This is a genomic window from Curtobacterium sp. MCLR17_045, from assembly GCF_003234405.1.
GTDB lineage: Bacteria > Actinomycetota > Actinomycetes > Actinomycetales > Microbacteriaceae > Curtobacterium > Curtobacterium flaccumfaciens.
In genome coordinates this window covers 54,890-74,924 of sequence record NZ_QKTB01000010.1, presented here as the reverse complement: position 1 = coordinate 74,924, position 20,035 = coordinate 54,890, and the positions used below count along the sequence as shown (strand labels likewise).

The 20,035-nt window shown below is 70.2% G+C and carries 17 protein-coding genes; 10 read left to right on the top strand and 7 right to left on the bottom strand.

Annotated features, from left to right (window positions below):
* Window positions 1–10: 10 nt before the first annotated feature.
* From DEJ05_RS08770 to DEJ05_RS08755, 4 genes are all read left to right on the top strand, one after another.
* Window positions 11–1,312 (top strand): sugar ABC transporter substrate-binding protein, encoded by a 1,302-nt coding sequence (locus DEJ05_RS08770; protein ID WP_111029394.1) that lies wholly within the window; start codon window positions 11–13, stop codon window positions 1,310–1,312.
* A 216-nt stretch (window positions 1,313–1,528) separates the two neighbouring features.
* Entirely contained in the window at window positions 1,529–2,524 is a 996-nt protein-coding gene (locus tag DEJ05_RS08765) for a carbohydrate ABC transporter permease (protein WP_017888646.1), read from the top strand.
* Window positions 2,517–3,356: a carbohydrate ABC transporter permease gene (locus DEJ05_RS08760; RefSeq protein WP_017888647.1), complete on the top strand. Its 840-nt coding sequence runs from the start codon at window positions 2,517–2,519 to the stop codon at window positions 3,354–3,356. Before DEJ05_RS08765 ends, DEJ05_RS08760 begins: the two co-directional genes overlap by 8 nt.
* A 157-nt stretch (window positions 3,357–3,513) precedes the next feature.
* The gene (locus tag DEJ05_RS08755; RefSeq protein ID WP_111110249.1) at window positions 3,514–4,461 is read left to right on the top strand and encodes a biopolymer transporter Tol; all 948 of its coding nucleotides are present in this window, start codon (window positions 3,514–3,516) and stop codon (window positions 4,459–4,461) included.
* Window positions 4,462–4,609: 148 nt separating this feature from the next.
* Here the strand turns inward: DEJ05_RS08755 and DEJ05_RS08750 are convergent, their stop codons facing one another.
* From DEJ05_RS08750 to DEJ05_RS08730, 5 genes are all read right to left on the bottom strand, one after another.
* Complete coding sequence (locus DEJ05_RS08750) at window positions 4,610–5,287, bottom strand: ABC transporter ATP-binding protein (protein WP_071406345.1); 678 nt, start codon at window positions 5,285–5,287, stop codon at window positions 4,610–4,612.
* A 101-nt stretch (window positions 5,288–5,388) separates the two neighbouring features.
* Window positions 5,389–6,930, bottom strand: coding sequence for an ABC transporter permease (locus tag DEJ05_RS08745; protein ID WP_111110248.1), 1,542 nt, complete (start codon window positions 6,928–6,930; stop codon window positions 5,389–5,391).
* 129 nt (window positions 6,931–7,059) lie between these two features.
* A complete protein-coding gene (locus DEJ05_RS08740; protein WP_181440694.1) occupies window positions 7,060–7,770 on the bottom strand; it encodes a glycosyltransferase family 2 protein in 711 nt (236 codons plus the stop codon).
* On the bottom strand, window positions 7,767–9,122 hold the full coding sequence (locus tag DEJ05_RS08735; RefSeq protein WP_258376123.1) for a bifunctional PIG-L family deacetylase/class I SAM-dependent methyltransferase: 1,356 nt from the start codon (window positions 9,120–9,122) through the stop codon (window positions 7,767–7,769). The genes DEJ05_RS08740 and DEJ05_RS08735 overlap by 4 nt, the downstream gene beginning before the upstream one ends.
* Window positions 9,119–10,153, bottom strand: a complete 1,035-nt coding sequence (locus tag DEJ05_RS08730; protein WP_111110245.1) for an acyl-CoA/acyl-ACP dehydrogenase — start codon at window positions 10,151–10,153, stop codon at window positions 9,119–9,121. The genes DEJ05_RS08735 and DEJ05_RS08730 overlap by 4 nt, the downstream gene beginning before the upstream one ends.
* A gap of 103 nt (window positions 10,154–10,256) precedes the next feature.
* Here DEJ05_RS08730 and DEJ05_RS08725 point away from each other — a divergent pair, with 103 nt between their 5' ends.
* The 4 genes from DEJ05_RS08725 (at window position 10,257) to rplL (ending at window position 13,744) form a co-directional block, all read left to right on the top strand.
* Window positions 10,257–10,997, top strand: coding sequence for a response regulator transcription factor (locus tag DEJ05_RS08725; protein ID WP_017888661.1), 741 nt, complete (start codon window positions 10,257–10,259; stop codon window positions 10,995–10,997).
* Window positions 10,994–12,514 (top strand): cell wall metabolism sensor histidine kinase WalK, encoded by a 1,521-nt coding sequence (locus DEJ05_RS08720; RefSeq protein WP_111110244.1) that lies wholly within the window; start codon window positions 10,994–10,996, stop codon window positions 12,512–12,514. The genes DEJ05_RS08725 and DEJ05_RS08720 overlap by 4 nt, the downstream gene beginning before the upstream one ends.
* Before the next feature lie 279 nt (window positions 12,515–12,793).
* Window positions 12,794–13,309 (top strand): 50S ribosomal protein L10, encoded by a 516-nt coding sequence (gene rplJ, locus DEJ05_RS08715; RefSeq protein ID WP_017888663.1) that lies wholly within the window; start codon window positions 12,794–12,796, stop codon window positions 13,307–13,309.
* Window positions 13,310–13,360: 51 nt separating this feature from the next.
* Complete coding sequence (rplL, locus tag DEJ05_RS08710) at window positions 13,361–13,744, top strand: 50S ribosomal protein L7/L12 (protein WP_027466380.1); 384 nt, start codon at window positions 13,361–13,363, stop codon at window positions 13,742–13,744.
* Window positions 13,745–13,921: 177 nt separating this feature from the next.
* Here rplL and DEJ05_RS08705 read toward each other — a convergent pair whose 3' ends face one another.
* Window positions 13,922–14,731: a hypothetical protein gene (locus DEJ05_RS08705; protein WP_111046796.1), complete on the bottom strand. Its 810-nt coding sequence runs from the start codon at window positions 14,729–14,731 to the stop codon at window positions 13,922–13,924.
* 327 nt (window positions 14,732–15,058) lie between these two features.
* Window positions 15,059–16,483, bottom strand: a complete 1,425-nt coding sequence (locus DEJ05_RS08700) for an amino acid permease (protein WP_111110242.1) — start codon at window positions 16,481–16,483, stop codon at window positions 15,059–15,061.
* 126 nt (window positions 16,484–16,609) lie between these two features.
* On the opposite strand from DEJ05_RS08700, the gene DEJ05_RS08695 reads away from it, so the two are divergent.
* Window positions 16,610–18,484 carry an ABC transporter ATP-binding protein gene (locus tag DEJ05_RS08695; protein ID WP_111110241.1) on the top strand — a complete coding sequence of 625 codons (1,875 nt, stop codon included), beginning with the start codon at window positions 16,610–16,612 and terminating at the stop codon, window positions 18,482–18,484.
* Between the two features lie 174 nt (window positions 18,485–18,658).
* Window positions 18,659–20,023, top strand: coding sequence for a cystathionine beta-synthase (locus DEJ05_RS08690; protein ID WP_110863383.1), 1,365 nt, complete (start codon window positions 18,659–18,661; stop codon window positions 20,021–20,023).
* Window positions 20,024–20,035 lie beyond the last annotated feature (12 nt).

Genomic DNA, 20,035 nt, shown 5'->3' with positions numbered 1-20,035 from the left:
GTAGAGAGTCATGCGCACTGCCATCCGCGCACTGGCCATCACCGCGGCCGCCGCACTCACCGTGTCCGGCCTCGCAGCCTGCTCCTCCGGATCGTCCGGCAACTCCGGCGACTCGAAGACGCTCACCTACTGGGCGTCCAACCAGGGCACGTCCCTGCAGAACGACAAGGAGGTACTGACCCCCGTCCTCAAGAAGTTCACCAAGGAGACCGGGATCAAGGTCGACCTCCAGGTCATCGGCTGGAACGACCTGCAGAACAAGATCCAGACCGCCGTCACCTCGGGCCAGGGCCCGGACGTCGTCAACATCGGCAACACCTGGGCGACCTCGCTCCAGGCCACCGGCGCCTTCCAGGAGTTCGGTGACGCCGAGATGAAGGCGATCGGCGGCGAGGACAAGTTCGGCAAGGTCGCCCTGTCCACCGGTGGCGCGCCCGACAAGACGGTCACGAGCGTCCCGCTCTACGGCCTCGCGTACGGCCTGTACTACAACAAGAAGATGCTGTCGGACGCCGGCATCACCCCGCCCACCACGTGGGAGGAGATGGTCTCGGCCGCCGAGAAGCTGACCAAGGGTGACACCTACGGCTTCAGCCTCGCGGGCGGTTCGTACACCGAGAACTCGCACTTCGCGTTCATCAACTCGGCGCAGAACGGTGGCGAGTGGTTCGACAAGGACGGCAAGCCGACCTTCACCTCGAAGGCCAACGTCGACGGCATCAAGCGCTACCTCGACCTCATGCAGGACGCGAAGGTCGCCAACCCGTCGAACGCGCAGTACGACAACGCGACGCAGTCGACCACGGACTTCGCGAAGAAGAAGGCCGCGTTCATCCTCAACCAGAACAACGCGAACGCGACCATCGAGTCCCTCGGCATGAAGTCGTCCGAGTACGGCGTGGTGGCGCTGCCCGCCCCGAGCGGTGGCGAGCAGATCGCCTCGTTCCCGGCCGGCATCAACCTGTCGGTGTTCAAGAACACGAAGAACAAGGACGGCGCGCTCAAGTTCGTCAAGTACATGACGAGCATGGACACGCAGACGACGCTGGACAAGCCGTACTCGGCTCTGCCGGTGCTCGCCGAGGCTGCTGACTCCGTCACGGACGAGCAGACGAAGACGTTCCTCGACATCTACAACAACAAGGCGAAGCCGCTCCCGCTGGTGCCCGCCGAGGACCAGTTCGAGTCCACGGTCGGCAAGGCGATGAACGACATGTTCGCCAAGATCGCGACCGGTTCCAAGGTCTCCGAGGCCGACATCAAGTCGGCCCTGCAGACCGCCCAGGACCAGGTGTCCCAGGCCGCCGGTTGATCCACCCTGGAGGCCCGGGTCGCGTCCGACGGACGCGCCCGGGCCTCCGCCCCTGACGCTCCAGGGCCGACCATCCGTCGGCCGTGAGGCACACGCCCCGGAGCCGACCACGCGTCGGCCGTGCGGCTGACGCCTCACGCACCCCGCGCCTCCCGGCCGCTGCCACGGCCGCGCGGACCGCACCTGCACGCCCCTCCTGCCGAAAGGCCCCACCAGATGTCCACGACGGTCCTGCCCGACTCGGAGCGCATCGACCTGACGCACACGAAGGCCCCGACGATGTCGGGCCGTCCGCCAGGTCGCAAGCGCAAGACCCACTGGCTGCCCTACGCGCTCGTCGCGCCGGCCATCCTGTTCGAGCTGCTCATCCACATCGTCCCGATGCTCACCGGCATCTGGATCTCGTTCATCCAGCTCACCAAGTACTTCATCGCGAACTGGGGTGCCGCGCCCTTCGCCGGGTTCCGGAACTACCAGGTCGTCGTCGACTTCGACCAGGCGATCGGCCGCGGGGTCCTCAACTCGTTCCTCATCACGTGCGCCTTCACGGTCCTCGTGGTCGGGCTGTCCTGGACCTTCGGCATGGCCGCAGCCGTCGCGCTGCAGAAGCCGTTCGCCGGACGCGGGCTCTTCCGCACCCTGTTCCTCGTGCCCTACGCGCTGCCGATGTACGCCGGCGTCATCACCTGGAAGTTCATGTTCCAGCGTGACTCGGGGGCCCTGAACCACCTGCTCGTCGACCAACTCGGGCTGTTCGGCGGCAACGCCCCGTTCTGGCTCATCGGCAACAACGCCTTCGTGGCCGTCGTCGTCGTGGCGATCTGGAAGACCTGGCCGTTCGCGTTCCTGATGCTCATGGCCGGCCTGCAGTCGGTGCCGAACGACGTGTACGAGGCCGCCTCGGTCGACGGTGCCAAGCCGTTCCGCCAGTGGCGCTCGATCACGCTGCCGATGGTCCGCCCCGTCAACGTGACGCTCGTGCTCGTGATGTTCCTGTGGACGTTCAACGACTTCAACACGCCGTTCGTGCTGTTCGGCTCGACCGCTCAGCCGCCCGCCGCGGACCTGCTGAGCTTCCACATCTACAACGCGTCGTTCATCACCTGGAACTTCGGTTCCGGTGCCGCGATGAGCGTCCTGCTCCTGCTCTTCCTGCTCGTCGTCACCGGCATCTACCTCGCCGTGACCAACCGGAGGTCCGTCCGTGCGTGAGACAACTGGCGCCAAGTCCTTCAAGATCATCACCCTGGTCGTCCTGACGCTGTTCACGGTCGTGCCGCTCTACGTGATGATCACCACGGCCATCAAGCCCCTCGGCGACGTGCAGGACAACTTCACGTGGATCCCGTCGCGGATCACCTTCCAGCCGTTCATCGACATGTGGTCGACGGTGCCGCTCGGTCGGTACTTCATCAACTCGCTCGTGGTCTGCACGGTGGCGACGGTGTTCTCGCTGATCATCGCGACGTTCGCCGCCTACGGTGTCTCGCGCTGGAACTTCAAGGGCAAGAGCACCTTCACCACCGCGGTGCTCTCCACGCAGATGTTCCCCGGCGTGCTGTTCCTGCTGCCGCTGTTCCTGATCTTCACGAACCTCGGCAACACCCTGGGCATCCAGCTCGTCGGGTCGTGGCTCGGTCTGATCATCACGTACCTGACGTTCACGCTCCCGTTCTCGATCTGGATGCTGGCCGGGTACTTCGAGACCATCCCGCGCGAACTCGACGAGGCCGCGATGGTCGACGGTTCGGGCCCGATGGGCGCGCTGTTCCGGGTCATCCTGCCGTCGGCCCGTCCGGGTCTGGTGGCGGTCGGGATCTACTCGTTCATGACGGCCTGGGGTGAGGTCCTCTTCGCCTCGGTCATGACGAACGGCCTCGGTTCGACCCTGGCGGTCGGTCTGCAGCAGTACTCGACGCAGACGAACGTGTACTGGAACCAGGTCATGGCGGCGTCGCTCGTCGTGTCGATCCCGGTCGTGGCCGCGTTCCTCGTGGTCCAGCGCCAGTTCGTCGCCGGCCTGACCGCGGGTGCCGTGAAGTAGGCGGAGCCTTTCCGCAAGGCCTCCTTCCGCAAGACACCGGTGTTCGCGCTCGACGCCCCCGCATGACGCGGTGCGCAGCGTGGACACCGGTGTTTTGCCGTTCCCCACCCACCGACCCCGACGACTCCGACCACCCGACGACCGACAGGATGGAACCATGAGCGACGAGACCCGCGGGCGGCAGCTGCTGCCCGGACAGACCAGCCGCGTGCACGTGTACGACGTCGAGTCCCGCACCTCGCGGCTCGTGTTCGAGTCGGCGACGGTGCTCGTCGAGGCGCCGAACGTCCTGGACGCCGAGACCCTGGTGCTCAACGGCGACGGCGACCTGTGGCTGCTGCGACTGCCGTCGGCCGACAGCGGCACCGTGCTCGACGAGACGGCGCTCGTGCCGGTGCCGATGGACGGCGTCGACGAGATCAACAACGACCACGTGCTCGACCCGTCCGGCACCTCGATCGTGGTGAGTGCCCGCGACGGCGAGCTGTACCGCGTCCCGCTGCCCGAGGGCGGCCCCGCGACCCGGATCACCGACGTCGCAGCGGCCCTGCCCACCAAGCGGAAGTTCTACCTGCACGGCATCGCCCCCGACGGGAGCGCCCTCGCGGCGATCGTGGGGGAGCTGTCCGAGGACGGCGTCTGGACCACCGACGTCGCGATGGTCGACCCGGAGACCGGCGAGCCGACGTTCGTCACCCGGGACGAGCACGCCGACGACGGCTACACCATCAGTCCGGCCGGCGGGATCCTGCTCTGGAACACCGAGCGGTTCACCCCCGGCACCGCGCAGCTGGCCGTGCGCTGGCCCGGGCACGACAGCCCCGTCCGCCTGACGAACGACGACCGGGTGAACTGGTTTCCGCACCTGTCCCCGGATGCCGCACACCTGCTCTACCTGTCGTACGAACCTGGCGTGCAGGGCCACCCAGCCGACCACCGCGTCGAGCTCCGGCTGCTGCCGGGGTCGCTCGTCCGGGGTGCCCGGATCGCGGTCCAGCCGGAGACCCTGGTGGCCCTCGACGGCGGGCAGGGGACGGTCAACGTGCCACCGTGGGCCCCGGACTCGACGTGGTTCGCGTACTGCGACTACCCGGCGGCGGGATAGCGGGAGCGGCGGCGGTCGCGGGGCCCGGCGGCGTCTTCACGCGCTGCGCGACAGTCCACGCTCCGCCGGACGCGTGGACTGTCGCTGAGCGCGAAACGCGATCGGACGCCCCGCGCCTGCCCGCGCGCCTGCGCCTGCGCCCGCCCCGCTAGACCTCGCGGACCTGCCCCTGCTTGATGTGCAGGCGCCGCTCGGCACGCTTCGCGACCCACGAGTCGTGCGTGACGATGACGACGGTCAGTCCGCGCTCCCGCCACTGCTTCTCGATGAGCGCCATGATCTCGTCGCGGGTCGACTCGTCGAGCGCACCCGTCGGCTCGTCTGCGAGCAGCACGCTCGGGTTCTTCACCAGCGCCCGGGCGATCGCCACGCGCTGCTGCTGGCCGCCGGACAGCTCGGCCGGCAGGTGCTCCATCCGCTCACCCAGACCGACCTCGCGGAGCGCAGCGACCGCACGCTCGCGGACCTCGCTCCGCGACCGGTTCGCGAGCGACCCCGCGAACGCCGTCTCGACGTTCTCGAGCGCCGTCAGCGTCGGGATCAGGTTGAAGCTCTGGAACACGAAGCCGATCTCGGTCGCCCGCAGGTCGGTCAGCGCGCCGTCGCCGAGCTTCGCCACGTCGCGGTCGCCACCGAGGTGGATCGACCCGGCACTCGGCCGGTCGAGTGCCCCGAGCATCTGCAGCAGCGTCGACTTGCCGCCGCCGGTCGGCCCCTGGACGGCCACGAGCTGCCCCTGTGGGATCGTCAGGTGGACGTTCGTCAGGGCGGTGACGGTCCGGTTCTTCTGCTGGTAGGTCTTGCTGACGTTCGTCAGCCGGTACATCGGACTGGAGGCACGGCTCGCCTCCGCCTCGCCGGTCGCGGTGTCGGTGCTGGTCACGGTTGCTCCTGTCGTCGGTTCGGTCGTGTCGGTGCGGCCGGGCATCAGGCCACGCTCCGGAGCGCCTCGGCCGGACGGAGCCGGCTCGCACGCCAGCCGCCGAGCGCGCCCGCGATGAGGCCGCCGAGGATCGCGAGGCCGATCGCCAGCAGGATGATCTCGACGGTCACCGGGGCGTGCAGGACCACGTCGGTCGTCGACGCGGTGCTCGCGCCGCCGCCGAAGCCTCCTGCCGGTGCACCGCCCGTCGTGCCGCTGCCCGCGGCCGCGGTCGCTGCGCCGCCGGGCATGCCGCCACCGCCACCGCCACCGGCACCCCCGCCGGTCGTGCTCGAGGCGCTCGCCGAGATCGTCGGACTGATGACGTTCACGACGAGGATGCCGATCAGGCCGGCCGCGGCGCCGAGCACGCCGCCGATCAGGCCCTGCACCAGGGACTCGCCGGCCACCTGTCGGGTGATGCGGCCGTTCGACCAGCCGATCGCCTTGAGGGTCCCGAACTCGCGGGTGCGGCGGGTCACGCCGGAGATCGTGAAGAGGATCGCGATGAGGAACGCCGCGGCGAGCACGACGATCGACAGCCACTTGCCGAGGTTCGAGACCAGGCTCGACGCGGTGCTGAGCGACCCGGACACGCTCGAGGCCAGGTCGGCCTCGGTGGAGACGGTGGCGCTCGTCAGCTTCGCCTGCAGAGCAGACTTGATCGTGCTGACGTCGGACGAGGACTCGGCGGAGACGTAGATCGAGGTGACCTTGCCGTCGAGGTCGGCCAGCGCCTGCGCGGTGTCGAGCGGGATGTAGGTGTTCGAGCCCGTGGTCGAGGCCGAGCCGGTGGAGCTGACGATGCCGATGACGGTGAAGTCGGTGCCGCCGATGTCGACGGTGCCGCCGACCGCCTTGGACTCCCTCTTCGCGTACGACGCATCGAGCACGACGACGTCCTTGCCCGCGTCCTTCGCGGCGAAGGTGCGCCCCTTCGTGAGCTCGGTGCTCGTGAGCGGACCGACCGTCGCGCCGGACACCGGGATGCCGGTCACCGTGGACGAGTCGACGCTGAACGACCCACCGCCGAACCCGCCGCCACCGCCGGTGTCCCCGCTCGGCGGGCCCTGCTGGGTGGTGCTGTCGCTGCTGCTGTCCGTGCTGCTGTCGTCGGTCGACTGCTGCTCGACCTGGCCGGAGAACGTGCTGTTCTCGAGGGTCAGGACACCCGTTGCGGCCTTGACGCCGTCGGTGCTCGTGATCGTGGACAGGTTCGCGGCGTTCAGGGTGCTCGTGCCGCGCGCGACCGCGAGCCGCGACTGCGCCAGGTCGGTCGAACCGCTCTCGTCGTCGCTGTCGCCCTGGCTGCCGAAGTCGAAGCTCGGACGCCCGCCGTTCGTCGACGCCGTCGCGGTCTTGGTGACGGTGATGTCGGTGCCGACGCCGTACACGGACTGCAGGACGCTCGACTGCGCTGCCTGCACGCCACCCGAGATCGACGACACGATCACCACGAGGGCGATGGCCAGGGCCATCCCGATCGCGATGATGACCGTCTGCTTCTTGCGGTTCGTGAGTTCGCGCCTGAGGTAGGTCAGGAACATGGTTCTCCTCGGTGGTGGCCGGCTGGGGTCACCGGCCGCGCAGAGCACGCGGCGGGGCCGACGGAGGAGAAGCTAGGCACGCTGTCGATGACCGACCCATCGCGCACCTATGAGGCGACTAAGGCAGGGTCAGCCGACGTCGCCGTACCGCTGGCGCAGGTGCTCCGCGTACCCGCCGGGGGTCCGGCCGGCGAAGCGCCCGCTCGTCACCACCGGCAGGTCGACGGTGGCGTCCACCCGGAAACCGAGCGCCCGTGCCCGGGCCACCAGCCGCGCGTCCTCGTGCTCCGGCACGGGGTCGAACCCGCCGAGACTGACGTACGCCGCGGCGAGCACGCCGAGGTTCGCGCCGTGCACGTGGCCGAGGGCGGCACCGGGCGGGTGCGCCAGCGTCCAGCGGTCGAGCACCGCGGGCGCCAGGTCGTCCGGGTCGGGGACGACGGCGCCGACGAGTACGTGCGCACCAGCGGTGAGGGCGTCGGACTGCTGGACGAGCCACCGCTCGTGCACGCGCGAATCGGCGTCGGTGTGGGCGAGCCACCGGGCAGCCGGGTCGCCGTCGTGCACACGGAGCGCGTGCGTCGCCCCGATGGTCCGTGCCCGACCGACCCCGACACGGTCCGTGGTCAGGACGTCGACGGGGTACCGATCAACCACCGAAGCGGTGCCGTCCGTGCAACCGTCGAGCACCACCGTGACGGCGGCGTCGAATCCGGGTCGCTCCGCGGCGAGCCGGTCGACGGCCACCAGGAGCGCGTCGAGGCACGCGGCGATCCGGTCCGCCTCGTCGTGCGCGGGGACGACGACGTCGATGCGTGCACGCGGTTCCGGTCGGGTCACCGGATGATCCCCTCGGCCCGGGCCACCGAGGTGACCGCCGGGCCGGGCAGGACGCTCAGGACGAAGTCCTCCTCCACGTGTCGGAGCAGAGCGGGACGCGGCCACCGTTCGGTCAGCCGTGCGTCCACCGCGTCACCGCTCGACACGGCTTCGTCGTCGGGGTGCCGCCAGTGACAGGCAACGAGCACGCCGTCGTCGTCGAGTGACCCGAGCACACGGTCGATCGTCGCGTCGAGGTCGGCTGGTGACAGGTAGTACCCGACCTCGGACATCACCACCAGGTCCCAGCGCCCGTCCGGCCACTCCGCCGGCAGGGTAGCCTGCACGAACCGCGCGGTCGGGGCGCGGCGGGCAGCACGCTCCAGCGGCGCCGCCGAGATGTCGGTGCCGAGGACGTCGTCCGCGCGGTCGGCGAGAGCAGCGGTCAGGACTCCGGTCGCGCAGCCGAGCTCGAGCGCCGACCGGTAGCGCGGGCGGGGGAGCGCCGCCAGCGTCACGGCACGCTTGCGCTGCTCGTACCAGGATCCGTCGAAGTCCCACCCCTCTGGCTTCCGGTCGTAGTGGGCGTCGAACGACTCGCGCGACCGCGACGCGGCGGACTCCGGTGCGAAGAACCACTCCGTCGTCCGCAGGTGGTGGGCGGCGTGCCGGTCGTCGACGATCGCCTCGTCTCCCGGTGCGTCCGACAGGGGCCGGGTCTGCGACGGATAGGCGTCGACAGCGGAACGCTTCCGGGCGACGAGGTCGTCGGGCAGCGCGAGGGCCCGGACGTCGTCCCACGGGGCGACGGAGTGGTCCGGGTCGTCCCAGTGCCAGGCCCAGATCGGGTACGCGAGCAGGTCGACGTCGGGGGCGCTCGCCGCCGCGGCCTCGGAGACCTCGCCCACGATGCGGTGGTCACGGTGCCCGTCCCCGCGCCACGGCGCGACGAGCAGCACGGGGCGGGCGGCGTCGGCGAGCACCGTGTCGAGGCTGTCGACGACACGGTCTCGGTGTTCGCGGGTCGTGCCGTCCGGGATTCCCACCGAGGTCGACGTCACGTCGAGGTGCAGGGTGCGCAGGGCCGCAACGAACTCGTCGTCACGGGCGGTGGCGAGTGCGTCCGGGGTCGTCGTGGGGGAGTCCGGGTGGGAGCGCTCGCCGCGGGTGAGGAGCAGCACGTGCACGGGGATGCCGACGGCTGCAGCGGCCGCGATCAGACCACCGGCGCCGAGGGTCTCGTCGTCGGGGTGGGGCGCGACGACCACCACCGACCCGGTGCCGGAGAGGTCGATCGCCGGTGCGTCCAGGCCGTCGAGGAACCCCGTCCACGCCGCCGGGTCGGTGCCCGGCTCGCGGTGGTCGAAGCTCACCACGCGACACCGCCCCGCTCGAGCACCATCCGGCCGATGCGGGCGAGGTCCCGCGCGCCGTGGTCCTGCAGGACGTAGAGCTCGAGGTCGGCGACCCGCGCGGCGACTGCGGGGTCGGCGGTCAGTGGAGCCGGGCCGATCGTCGAGACCACCCGCTCGCGCACGGCGTCGACCGAACGGCGCACCCGCGACCGGACGGTCTGGGCGAGCAACCGCCAGTCGGTGTCGTCGGAGGCCGGGTCGGAGTCGTCGATCCGGGCGGCGGCGTCGGCGAGGGCGTCCTCCGCGTCGGCGAGGTCGGCCACGGTGGCGCCGAGGGCGGCCTGCAGCAGCTCGGACTCCGGGTGCGCCGACGCGGTGTCACGGAGCACCCGGGCGAGCCCGACTGCACCGCCCCACCAGCAGGCCGCGACGCCGATGCCGCCCCAGGCGAAGCCCGGGCGTCGCAGGTACCAGCCGGGCGCCCCGACGGGTCGTGCCCGGACGCCGTCGAAGTCGACCGGACCGCTCGGCACGTCCGGCATGCCTCGTGCGGCCCAGGCCTCGTCGTGCGCGGTGACCCCGGGCTGTCGCAGGTCCACGGCGACGAGGACCCGCTCGTCGCCCAGGTGCGCGGTGACCAGGGCGTGCGAGAGCGTCGAGGCGAGCGAGCACCACGGCTTCGTGCCGCGCAGCAGGACCGTGCCGTCGTGCTGTGGTGCGGCGTCGAGTCGGAGGCCCGGCCCCTCGGCCGCGAAGACGCCCCAGGTCGAGCCGTCCGGGGCGTCGACCCCGGCCTGCGCGAGGATCCCGAGCGCGTCCAGGTGCGGCTCGACGGTGCGGGCGGTGGCGACGTCCGCCGCGGCGACCGCGGCGAGCGTGCCGAAGAACCCGCCGGCCGCACCGGCGGACAGGGGTGGGGTGGTGGCGGCGACCGCCCGCGCGACCGTCAGGCGGTCCGTCGATGGCGAGCCGGGCCTCCCGGTCGTCCGTTCGATCCGCGCGGTGTCCAGGTGCCGGGCCGACGGGGGCCAGGCTGCAGATCGCAACATGCTCCCAACGTACGGAGCGGCAGACGTGGACGTGTCCTCGATCCACAGAACGCACTGGGCCGCGCCACAGACGACTCATAGGAACTTCTCGATACTCGAAGACGTGACCATCTCCCAGCCCGCAGCAGCCCCGCGCCTCACGCGTGCCGACGGAACCCCGTTGCGCATCCTGGTCGTCGACGACGAAGCCAGCCTCACCGACCTGTTGTCCATGGCGCTCCGCTACGAGGGCTGGGACGTCAAGAGCGCGAACGGCGGGCAGGACGCCCTGACGACCGCGCGGGAGTTCAAGCCCGACGCGATGGTGCTCGACGTGATGATGCCGGACCTCGACGGGTTGCAGGTGCTGAGCCGGCTGCGGCAGAACAACGACGACACCCCGGTGCTGTTCCTCACCGCGAAGGACTCCGTCGAGGACCGCGTGACCGGGCTCACCGCGGGCGGCGACGACTACGTCACCAAGCCGTTCTCCCTCGAGGAGGTCGTGGCGCGGCTGCGTGGGCTCATCCGCCGCTCGCAGATCTCGATCTCCGAGGCCGGGGACTCCCGCATCGTGGTCGGCGACCTGGTGCTCGACGAGGAGTCGTACGAGGTGCACCGCGCCGGCCGCCCGATCGAACTGACCGCCACCGAGTTCGAGCTGCTCCGCTTCCTGATGCGGAACCCCCGGCGCGTGCTCTCGAAGGCGCAGATCCTGGACCGGGTGTGGTCGTACGACTTCGGCGGCAAGTCGTCGGTCGTCGAGATCTACATCTCCTACCTGCGCAAGAAGATCGACGCCGGTGAGACCCCGATGATCCACACGGTGCGCGGCGTCGGGTACGTCATCAAGCCGACCTCGTGACCCTGCGGCGCCGGCTCGTCCTGAGCATCGTCGCCCTCGTCGTCGCCGTCAGCGCGGTGATCGGGGCGGCCAGCATCATCGCGCTCTTCTCGATCCAGACCAGCGCGATCGACAAGCAGATCACGAGCGCCACCCACCGGGCGCAGCGGTACCTGCAGCAGAACCAGTCGGGGCAGCCGAGCATCGACCTGTCCCGGCCGTCCGGGCAGGCCGCCGGCACCCTGACGGCGTACTTCGTCGACGGGCAGGTCGTCATCGCGAACGTGCTCGACGACTACGGCCGCCCGAGCGGGGTCCCGCAGACGAGCGCCGAGGCACTGGGGTCCGTCCGTGTGGACGCCGACCCGGAGACGATCGACCTCGGCTCTGACGTCGGGCGGTACCGCCTCGCCGCCGTCAACGTCGGCCCGGCCGTCCTGGTCGTGGGACTCCCGATGGCCCCCGTCTACGACAGCGTCTGGAAGCTCTTCGGGGTCGTCCTCTCCGTCGTGGCGACCGCACTGGTCGCCGGTTCGGTCGTCGCCGCGTTCGTGGTCCGGCAGTCGCTCCGGCCGCTCGAGCGCGTCGCCGAGACCGCGTCCACCGTCGCGCGCATGCCCCTCGACCGCAGTGACGCCCTCGACGGCGTCCGCGTGCCCGACACCGACCCCCGCACCGAGGTCGGCCGGGTCGGCAGCGCGTTCAACCGCATGCTCGGGCACATCGGCAGTGCGATGCAGGCGCGGGAACGCTCGGAGCAGAAGGTGCGGCAGTTCGTCGCCGACGCCTCGCACGAGCTCCGGACCCCGCTCGCCTCGGTGCGCGGGTACGCCGAACTCACCCGGCGCATGGGCGGCGACCTGCCGAAGGACGTCGTCTACGCCATGAGCCGCATCGAGTCCGAGTCCATCCGCATGACCTCGATGGTGGAGGACCTGCTGCTCCTCGCCCGGCTCGACGAAGGCCGCGAGATCCAGTTCGCCGAGGTCGACCTGACCGGACTGGTGCTCGACGCCGTGAACGACGCCCACGCCGCCTCGCCCGAACACCCCATCGAGGTCGACGTCCCGCCGGAGCCGGTCACCATCACGGGCGACGCCGCACGCCTGCACCAGGTCATCGTCAACCTCGTCACCAACGCCCGCACCCACACTCCAGAGGGCACCCGCATCACGGTGGGCCTCGCCCCGGTCGACGGCGGCGTGGACCTGACCGTGCGCGACACCGGCCAGGGGATCGACCCGGAGTTCCTGCCGAAGCTGTTCGAGCGCTTCGCCCGGGCGGACAGTTCGCGGTCCCGCACGGTCGGGTCGACCGGCCTGGGGCTCGCCATCGTGGACGCGGTCGTGCAGGCGCACGGCGGCCGGGTCGAGGTCACGAGCGAACCGGGGGACACCGTGTTCACGGTGCACCTGCCCCGCGACCCGGCTGCGGCTGCCGCCGGGGCCGGGGCCGGGGCTGTCGCGTCGTCGTCGGCTGACCCTGCCGGGTCCGCGGACTGGTCGGCGACACCCGCTGCGGTGGACCGTACCCACTGACGGACGGGAGGCGCGAGGCGGGGCCGCCCCGCGCCTCCCGGCCGCTGTTTGGTCTCGTCCACGGCATCTGCTACTGTTCTCGAAGCCAAAGACCGCCGGATGTCGTGCTGCTCGCAACGTGTTTGTGAACATCGTGACCGAAGGTCCTCACTCGTGAGGCATCCCGCGCAGGTGTTCCGAACCACTCCCACCATCTGGTGAGAGCAGCTCCGAGCCTCTGCGCCGGAGCTTTTTTCGTTCGTGGACCTGGGGCTGCCGGCAAGACCCCCAAGGAGAACCATGGCGAACAAGGAAGCTGCGGTCGCCGAGCTCACGGAGTCCTTCCGTAGCTCGAACGCCGTTCTGCTCACCGAGTACCGCGGTCTCACGGTCGCGCAGCTCAAGGAGCTCCGCAACTCGATCCGTGAGCACGCCACGTACGCCGTGGTGAAGAACACGCTGACCAAGATCGCGGCGAACAACGCCGGCATCTCGTCGTTCGACGACGAGCTCGCCGGTCCGTCCGCTCTCGCCTTCGTCCACGGTGACACCGTCGCCGTCGCGAAGTCGCTGCGTGCATTCGCCAAGGCGAACCCCGAGCTCGTGGTGAAGGGCGGTTACTTCGACGGTAACCCGCTCACCGCGACCGAGGTGGACAAGCTCGCCGACCTCGAGTCCCGTGAAGTGCTGCTCGGCAAGCTCGCCGGCGCACTCAAGGCCTCGCTGTTCGGTGCTGCGTACCTGTTCCAGGCACCCCTCTCGCAGGCCGTCCGCACCGTGGACGCCCTTCGCGAGAAGCAGGAGTCCGCGGCCTGATCAGGCTCGCGTTCATCAACCACACGTACTAGCTAGTAGTAGGAGAAAATCATGGCGAAGCTTTCGCAGGACGAGCTCATCGAGGCCTTCAAGGAGCTCACGCTCATCGAGCTCTCGGACTTCGTGAAGAAGTTCGAAGAGGTCTTCGAGGTCACCGCGGCCGCCCCGGTCGCCGCTGCCGCCCCCGCCGGCGCAGCTGCTCCGGCCGAGGCCGCTGAGGAGAAGACCGAGTTCGACGTCATCCTCAAGTCCGCTGGTGACAAGAAGATCCAGGTCATCAAGGAGGTCCGTGGCCTGACGTCGCTCGGCCTCGGTGAGGCCAAGGCGCTCGTCGAGACCGCCGACGCCAAGATCCTCGAGGGTGCGAACAAGGAGACCGCCGACAAGGCGAAGGCGACCCTCGAGGCCGCTGGCGCCACGATCGAGCTCGCGTAGTCTCGACCGTTCCGGTCACGAAGGCCGCTGCCCCTCGGGGTGGCGGCCTTCGTCGTGTGCGGGGCGCTGGCGGCGGCGGCTTGACTGTCGCCGAGACTCGGCTGTGCGGACACTTTGCCGGCCGTTGGAGCGGGAAGTTGTCCGGTGGGCCGAGACTGGACCCGTCGCAGGAGCTGCTCATGGAGCGATCAACACCTCGTGCGAGCGGAGCAGCGCACGGAACCGGTCGAGGCTCTCGAGGTGCCACCAGGTCACCCGGATGACGGACCGGACTTCTCGGCGGGTACGGATGCGGTCCTCCCGGCGCTTCTCCTGCCAGAGGACGTCGCCGGGATCGCGACCTGCGAGCATCTCGCGGTCGACGTACTTCTGCTTGCCATCGAACTCGACGACGACTCCGGCGTCGGGCAACCAGAAGTCGACGCGGTCGCGAAACCCGTTCGTGACGAACTCATGCTGCGGGTGGATGGTGGTCACTCCCAGTTGCACGAGTCGGATCGAAGAGTACGACTCACCGGGTGACTCGTGTGCCGGATCGAGCGCAGTGGCGACGAGCCGAGCCCTCCGGCCACCACGCGATGCGGGCGGCGGCAGATGTTCCTCGAACACCTTCCTGTCGATCGCCTTCATGCGTACCGCATGGTCGATGGCCACGGCGGCTACTGCCGGGTCACACGTTCGCGCGACGGCCATCGCCGTTCCAAGCGCATCGACCACCGGGACGCCGTCGAATCGGCTGCGGCCGAGGCGCAGGCCAGCGGGGTCGATACCGTGTCGAATGAGTCCGACCCGGTGTTCGACGCCGACCAGCTCCCAGTCGACGACGTGAATCCGCTCCGGAGCCGGTCCGATCAACGGCCAGCCATGGATGAGCGCAGCCGTGACGTGGGAGAACGCGCTGGTCGGACCCAGGTCGGGAGCGACAGCCCGAGCCATGGCGAGGTGCTTGTCCGCCTTGTCGAGTGCATCCCACACCCGCTTGTCCATGTAGATACCCGCACGGAGCCGAACGACTCGCCCAGCGGCATAGAGCCGTCGGAGTTGTCGTGCTTGCGATGGATCCGACCGCTCGGCGCGGAGGAGATCGGGCCGTGTCTGGTGCAGTTGCATGATGCGAGTGTGCGGACTCTGATGTGCGCTGTGTGCCCTCCGGCGGGATCTGTGGAGAGAGGGAGGTCACGACTGTCTCGAGGACAGTGCCGAGTCTCGTCTGGGCAGACGTTTTCGCGCCTTGGTGAGCCGTGGAGAGTCCGCCTGGCCGAGACTCGGCGCGGGCGGGCGGGCCGCGCGGCGCGGGGCGGGGCGGCGCGCGCGTCAGCGCAGGGTGCTGTGGCGGCGGCCGTAGGCCAGGTAGAGCAGGGCGCCGGCGACCATCCAGATGCCGAAGGCGATCCAGGTGGTGGCGCCGAGGAACACCGCGAGCAGCACGCAGCTCAGGGTGCCGAGGATCGGCACGACGGGGAACAGCGGCACCCGGTACGACCGCTCCAGGTCGGGCTGCGAGCGGCGGAGCACGATGACGGACACGTTCACCAGGGCGAAGGCGACGAGGGTGCCGATGCTCGTGGCGTCGGCGAGTTCCCCGAGGGGCACGAGCGCGGCGACGATCGTCACGGCGATGCCGATGATGAGCGTGTTCGCGATCGGGGTACCGGTTCGGCGGGAGACCCGGCCGAAGATCTTCGGCACCAGGCCGTCGCGGGACATCGTGAGCAGGATGCGGGTCTGGCCATACAGGACGGTGAGCACGACGCTGGCGATGGCGACGACGGCGCCGATCGAGAACACCAGGGCGACGAGCGGCTGCCCCGTGACGTCGACGACGATGCGGACGAGCGACGCTTCGGACGACGAGAACGCGGTCCACGAGCGGGCCCCGACGGCGGCGATCGCGACGAGGATGTACAGCGCGGTGATGAGCGCGATGGAGCCGATGATCGCCCGGGGCAGGTCGCGGCGGGGGTTCTTCGCCTCTTCACCGGCGGTCGAGGCGGCGTCGAAGCCGATGTACGAGAAGAAGAGCCGTGACGCGGCGGCGGTGACCCCGGCGGCACCCATCGGGGCGAGCGGTTCGAAGTTCTGCGCCCGGAACGCCGTGAACGCCACGACGACGAAGAAGACCAGCAGGGCGATCTTCACGATCACCATGACCGTGTTCACCCAGGCGCTCTCGCGGGCACCGGGCAGCAGCACGGCGGTGGCGAGCAGGACCAGGACCGCCGCGGGCAGGTTGACCACGCCGCCGTCGACCGGGGGAGCGGCGAGTGCGGTGGGCAGGTGCAGTCCGAACACGCGCAGGGTCTCGTCGACGTACTCGCTGGCACCCACGGCGACCGCGGCCACCGAGACGGCGTACTCGAGCACGAGGCACCAGCCGCAGATCCAGGCGATGCCCTCGCCCATCGTGGCGTAGGTGTAGGAGTAGCTGGACCCCGAGGTCGGGACGGCGCCCGCCATCTCGGCGTACGACAGCGCGGACAGCAGCGCGGCGATCCCCGCGACGACGAACGAGATCCAGACGGCGGGACCGGCGAGCGGGACCGCGGTGCCGAGGACCACCAAGATGCCGGTGCCGAGCGTGGCCCCGACGCTGATCATCGTGAGCTGCCAGACCCCGAGCGAGCGACGGAGCGGTTCCCCGTTCACACCGCGGGAGGCTTCGGCCTGCAGCTGCTCGATCGGCTTGCGGCGGGCGAGCTGCGCCCCCAGGGACGTGGGACGTGACGGCGCGGACGACATGGGACCTCGGTGGTGCGGGGACGGGGACGGCACATGCTCGCACGCCCCCTGAACGGGGTCAAATACTGCGGTGCTGTGGACAGGGCGGTCGATGTCCGAGCGCGGGGCTACGGTGGCTCCATGAGCATGGGACACGGCGGGCGAGGCGGCGGTCCGCGCGGGGGCGGGCGCATCTCGAGCGGCGACTTCCGCGCGCAGAAGGCCGCCAACGCCGAGGCGCCGAGGATCCCGCACCTGGTCCGGCGCATCGCCGCGCTGTTCGAGCCGCACCGCCGGGCGATCATGCTCACGGTCGTCCTCGTGCTGATCGGTGCGGCCATCTCGGTCGTGCCGCCGCTGCTCACCCAGCAGGCGTTCGACCGCGGGCTGTTCCCGCCGTCGGGTCGCCCGGACATGCCGGTGCTGATCGAGCTCGTGTCCGCGATGGTCCTGCTCTGGATCGCGAGCGCCGGGGTCGGCGTCTGGCAGACCTACCTGACCGCGACGGTCGGCAACAAGGTCATGGGTGCGATGCGGATGCGCCTGTTCGCGCACCTCCAGCGGATGGAGCTCGCGTTCTTCACCCGCACCAAGACCGGCGTCATCCAGTCGCGCCTGCAGAACGACGTCGGTGGCGTGGCGAGTGTGCTGAACAACACGATCTCGTCGGTGCTCGGCAACACCGTGACCGTGATCGCCGCCGTGGTCGCGATGCTCCTGCTGAGCTGGCAGATGACGCTGGTCGCCGTGGTCCTGCTGCCGCTCCTCGTGATCGCGCAGCGCCGCGTCGGCCAGGTCCGGGCCCGCATCGCCGCGCAGACGCAGGAGTCGCTGTCCGACATGACGGCCATCACGCAAGAGGCGTTGAGCGTCTCGGGCATCCTGCTGGCGAAGAGCTTCAACCAGCAGGCCAGCGAGACCCGCCGCTACGGGGACGAGAACCGCAACCAGATCACCCTGCAGGTCCGCCAGCAGATGTCCGGGCAGTGGTTCTTCGCGATCGTGCAGATCTTCCTGTCGATCATCCCGGCGATCATCTACGTCGTCGCCGCGTACCTGATCATCGGCGACGTCCCGATCACGGCCGGCACGATCGTCGCGTTCACGACGGTGCAGTCCCGGCTGCTGTTCCCGACGGTCGGGCTGCTGCGCGTGGTCCTCGACCTGCAGACCTCCGGTGCGCTCTTCGCCCGCATCTTCGAGTACTTCGACCTCAAGCCGGCCATCACGGACTCGCCGACCGCCCGGCCCGTGGACGAGTCGAAGGTCGGCCACGTCGCCTTCGAGGACGTCGTCTTCACCTACCCCGACGGCGAAGCCGACAAGCCGACCCTGCGCGGGGTGTCGTTCGAGCTCCGCCCCGGGCAGTTCGCGGCCTTCGTCGGTCCCTCCGGCGCGGGCAAGACGACGGTGTCCTACCTGGTGCCCCGGCTGTACGAGGCGACCGAGGGATCGGTGCGGTTCGCCGGGCAGGACGTCCGCGACCTGGTGCACGAGGACCTGATGCGGCACGTCGGCATCGTCAGCCAGGAGACGTACCTGTTCCACGCCACGATCGGCGAGAACCTGCGGTACGCCAAGCCCGACGCCACCGACGACGAGCTCGAGCGTGCGGCCCGTGCGGCGAACATCCACGACACGATCGCGTCGTTCCCGGACGGTTACGACACCGTCGTGGGGGAGCGCGGCTACCGCCTGTCCGGCGGCGAGAAGCAGCGCATCGCCATCGCGCGGGTCATGCTGAAGGACCCGCCGGTGCTCGTCCTCGACGAGGCCACCAGTGCACTCGACTCCATCTCGGAACACGTCGTGCAGACGGCGCTCGACACTGCGGCGGCCGGTCGGACCACCATCTCGATCGCGCACCGGTTGTCGACGATCCGCGACGCCGACGTCATCTTCGTCCTGGACCACGGGCAGATCGTCGAGCAGGGCACGCACGACGAACTCCTCGCCCTCGACGGCACGTACGCCCAGCTGCACCGGCAGCAGAACACGTCGGCGGACGTCGTCCGGCCCTGACCGGTCGTGGTCGCGACCGAGCGCCGGACAGGAGGCCCGTGGTGGCGTCCGCACGGGCCTCCCGTCCGGCGCGCAGCGCGACCAGGGCACGTCGCCCGCCGCGGGATCACGGTGCGTTGTCCGCGCACGACACATCCCAGCGGGACGCGGGGACCGCGTCCTAGACTCGACGCCGTGCGTTACGCGAACTCCGTCGTCGACCTCGTCGGCGACACCCCGCTCGTCAAGCTCAACCGGGTGACCGAGGGGGTGCGGGCGACCATCCTGGTGAAGGTCGAGTACCTGAACCCCGGTGGGTCGTCCAAGGACCGCATCGCCACCCGGATCATCGACGCGGCCGAGGCCTCCGGTGACCTGCGCCCCGGCGGCACCATCGTCGAACCGACCTCCGGCAACACCGGCGTCGGTCTGGCCCTGGTCGCACAGCAGCGCGGCTACCGGTGCGTCTTCGTGCTGCCCGACAAGGTCGGCGAGGACAAGCGCAACGTGCTGACGGCGTACGGCGCCGAGATCGTCGTGACCCCGACCGCGGTCGCGCCGGAGCACCCCGAGTCCTACTACTCGGTGTCGGACCGGCTCGTGCAGGAGATCCCCGGCGCCTACAAGCCGAACCAGTACGCGAACCCGAACGGTCCCCGCAGCCACTACGAGACCACCGGTCCGGAGATCTGGCGCGACACCGAGGGGCAGATCACCCACTTCGTCGCGGGCGTCGGGACCGGCGGCACGATCTCGGGCACCGGACGGTACCTGAAGGAGGCGTCCGACGGCGGCGTCCGCATCGTCGGGGCCGACCCCGAGGGCTCCGTGTACTCCGGCGGCACCGGTCGCCCGTACCTGGTCGAGGGCGTCGGCGAGGACTTCTGGCCGAGCGCGTACGACGCCGGCGTGCCGGACGAGATCATCGCGGTGTCGGACGCCGACTCCTTCGCGATGACCCGGCGCCTGGCGCGCGAAGAAGGACTGCTCGTCGGCGGATCGAGCGGCATGGCCGTCGTCGCGGCGCTCCGCGCGGCCCGTGACCTGACCGAGGACGACGTCGTCGTCGTGCTGCTGCCGGACGGCGGCCGCGGGTACCTCGGCAAGATCTTCAACGACCGGTGGATGCGCTCCTACGGCTTCGCCGAGACCGACGACGAGCGCACCGTCGGCTCGCTCATCGCCGGCAAGGACGGCCGCCTGCCCGACCTCGTGCACGCGCACCCGGCGGACACCGTGCGCGACGTCGTCGACATCATGACCAAGTACGGCGTCTCGCAGATGCCCGTGCTCAGCGCGGAGCCGCCCGTCGTCATCGGCGAGGTCGTCGGCGCCGTCGAGGAGAAGGCGCTGCTCGAGCAGGTCTTCACCGGCACCGCGAAGATGTCGGACGCGCTCACCGGCTTCGTCGGCGACCCGCTGCCGCTCATCGGGGTCGGCGAGTCGGTCTCCGCGGCGCGTCGTGCGCTCGAGTCGGCCGACGCGCTCCTCGTCGTCGCGGACGGCAAGCCCGTCACCGTGCTGACCCGGCACGACCTCCTCACCTACCTCTCCGAGTAAGGAACCACCGAG

Bases quoted from the DNA above. Each gene is read 5' to 3' on its own strand.
- DEJ05_RS08770 (WP_111029394.1), top strand. From the start codon at position 11: ATGCGCACTGCCATCCGCGCACTGGCCATCACCGCGGCCGCCGCACTC.
- DEJ05_RS08765 (WP_017888646.1), top strand. From the start codon at position 1,529: ATGTCCACGACGGTCCTGCCCGACTCGGAGCGCATCGACCTGACGCAC.
- DEJ05_RS08755 (WP_111110249.1), top strand. From the start codon at position 3,514: ATGAGCGACGAGACCCGCGGGCGGCAGCTGCTGCCCGGACAGACCAGC.
- DEJ05_RS08750 (WP_071406345.1), bottom strand. From the start codon at position 5,287: ATGTACCGGCTGACGAACGTCAGCAAGACCTACCAGCAGAAGAACCGG.
- DEJ05_RS08745 (WP_111110248.1), bottom strand. From the start codon at position 6,930: ATGTTCCTGACCTACCTCAGGCGCGAACTCACGAACCGCAAGAAGCAG.
- DEJ05_RS08730 (WP_111110245.1), bottom strand. From the start codon at position 10,153: ATGTTGCGATCTGCAGCCTGGCCCCCGTCGGCCCGGCACCTGGACACC.
- rplJ (WP_017888663.1), top strand. From the start codon at position 12,794: ATGGCGAACAAGGAAGCTGCGGTCGCCGAGCTCACGGAGTCCTTCCGT.
- rplL (WP_027466380.1), top strand. From the start codon at position 13,361: ATGGCGAAGCTTTCGCAGGACGAGCTCATCGAGGCCTTCAAGGAGCTC.
- DEJ05_RS08705 (WP_111046796.1), bottom strand. From the start codon at position 14,731: ATGGACAAGCGGGTGTGGGATGCACTCGACAAGGCGGACAAGCACCTC.
- DEJ05_RS08700 (WP_111110242.1), bottom strand. From the start codon at position 16,483: ATGTCGTCCGCGCCGTCACGTCCCACGTCCCTGGGGGCGCAGCTCGCC.
- DEJ05_RS08695 (WP_111110241.1), top strand. From the start codon at position 16,610: ATGGGACACGGCGGGCGAGGCGGCGGTCCGCGCGGGGGCGGGCGCATC.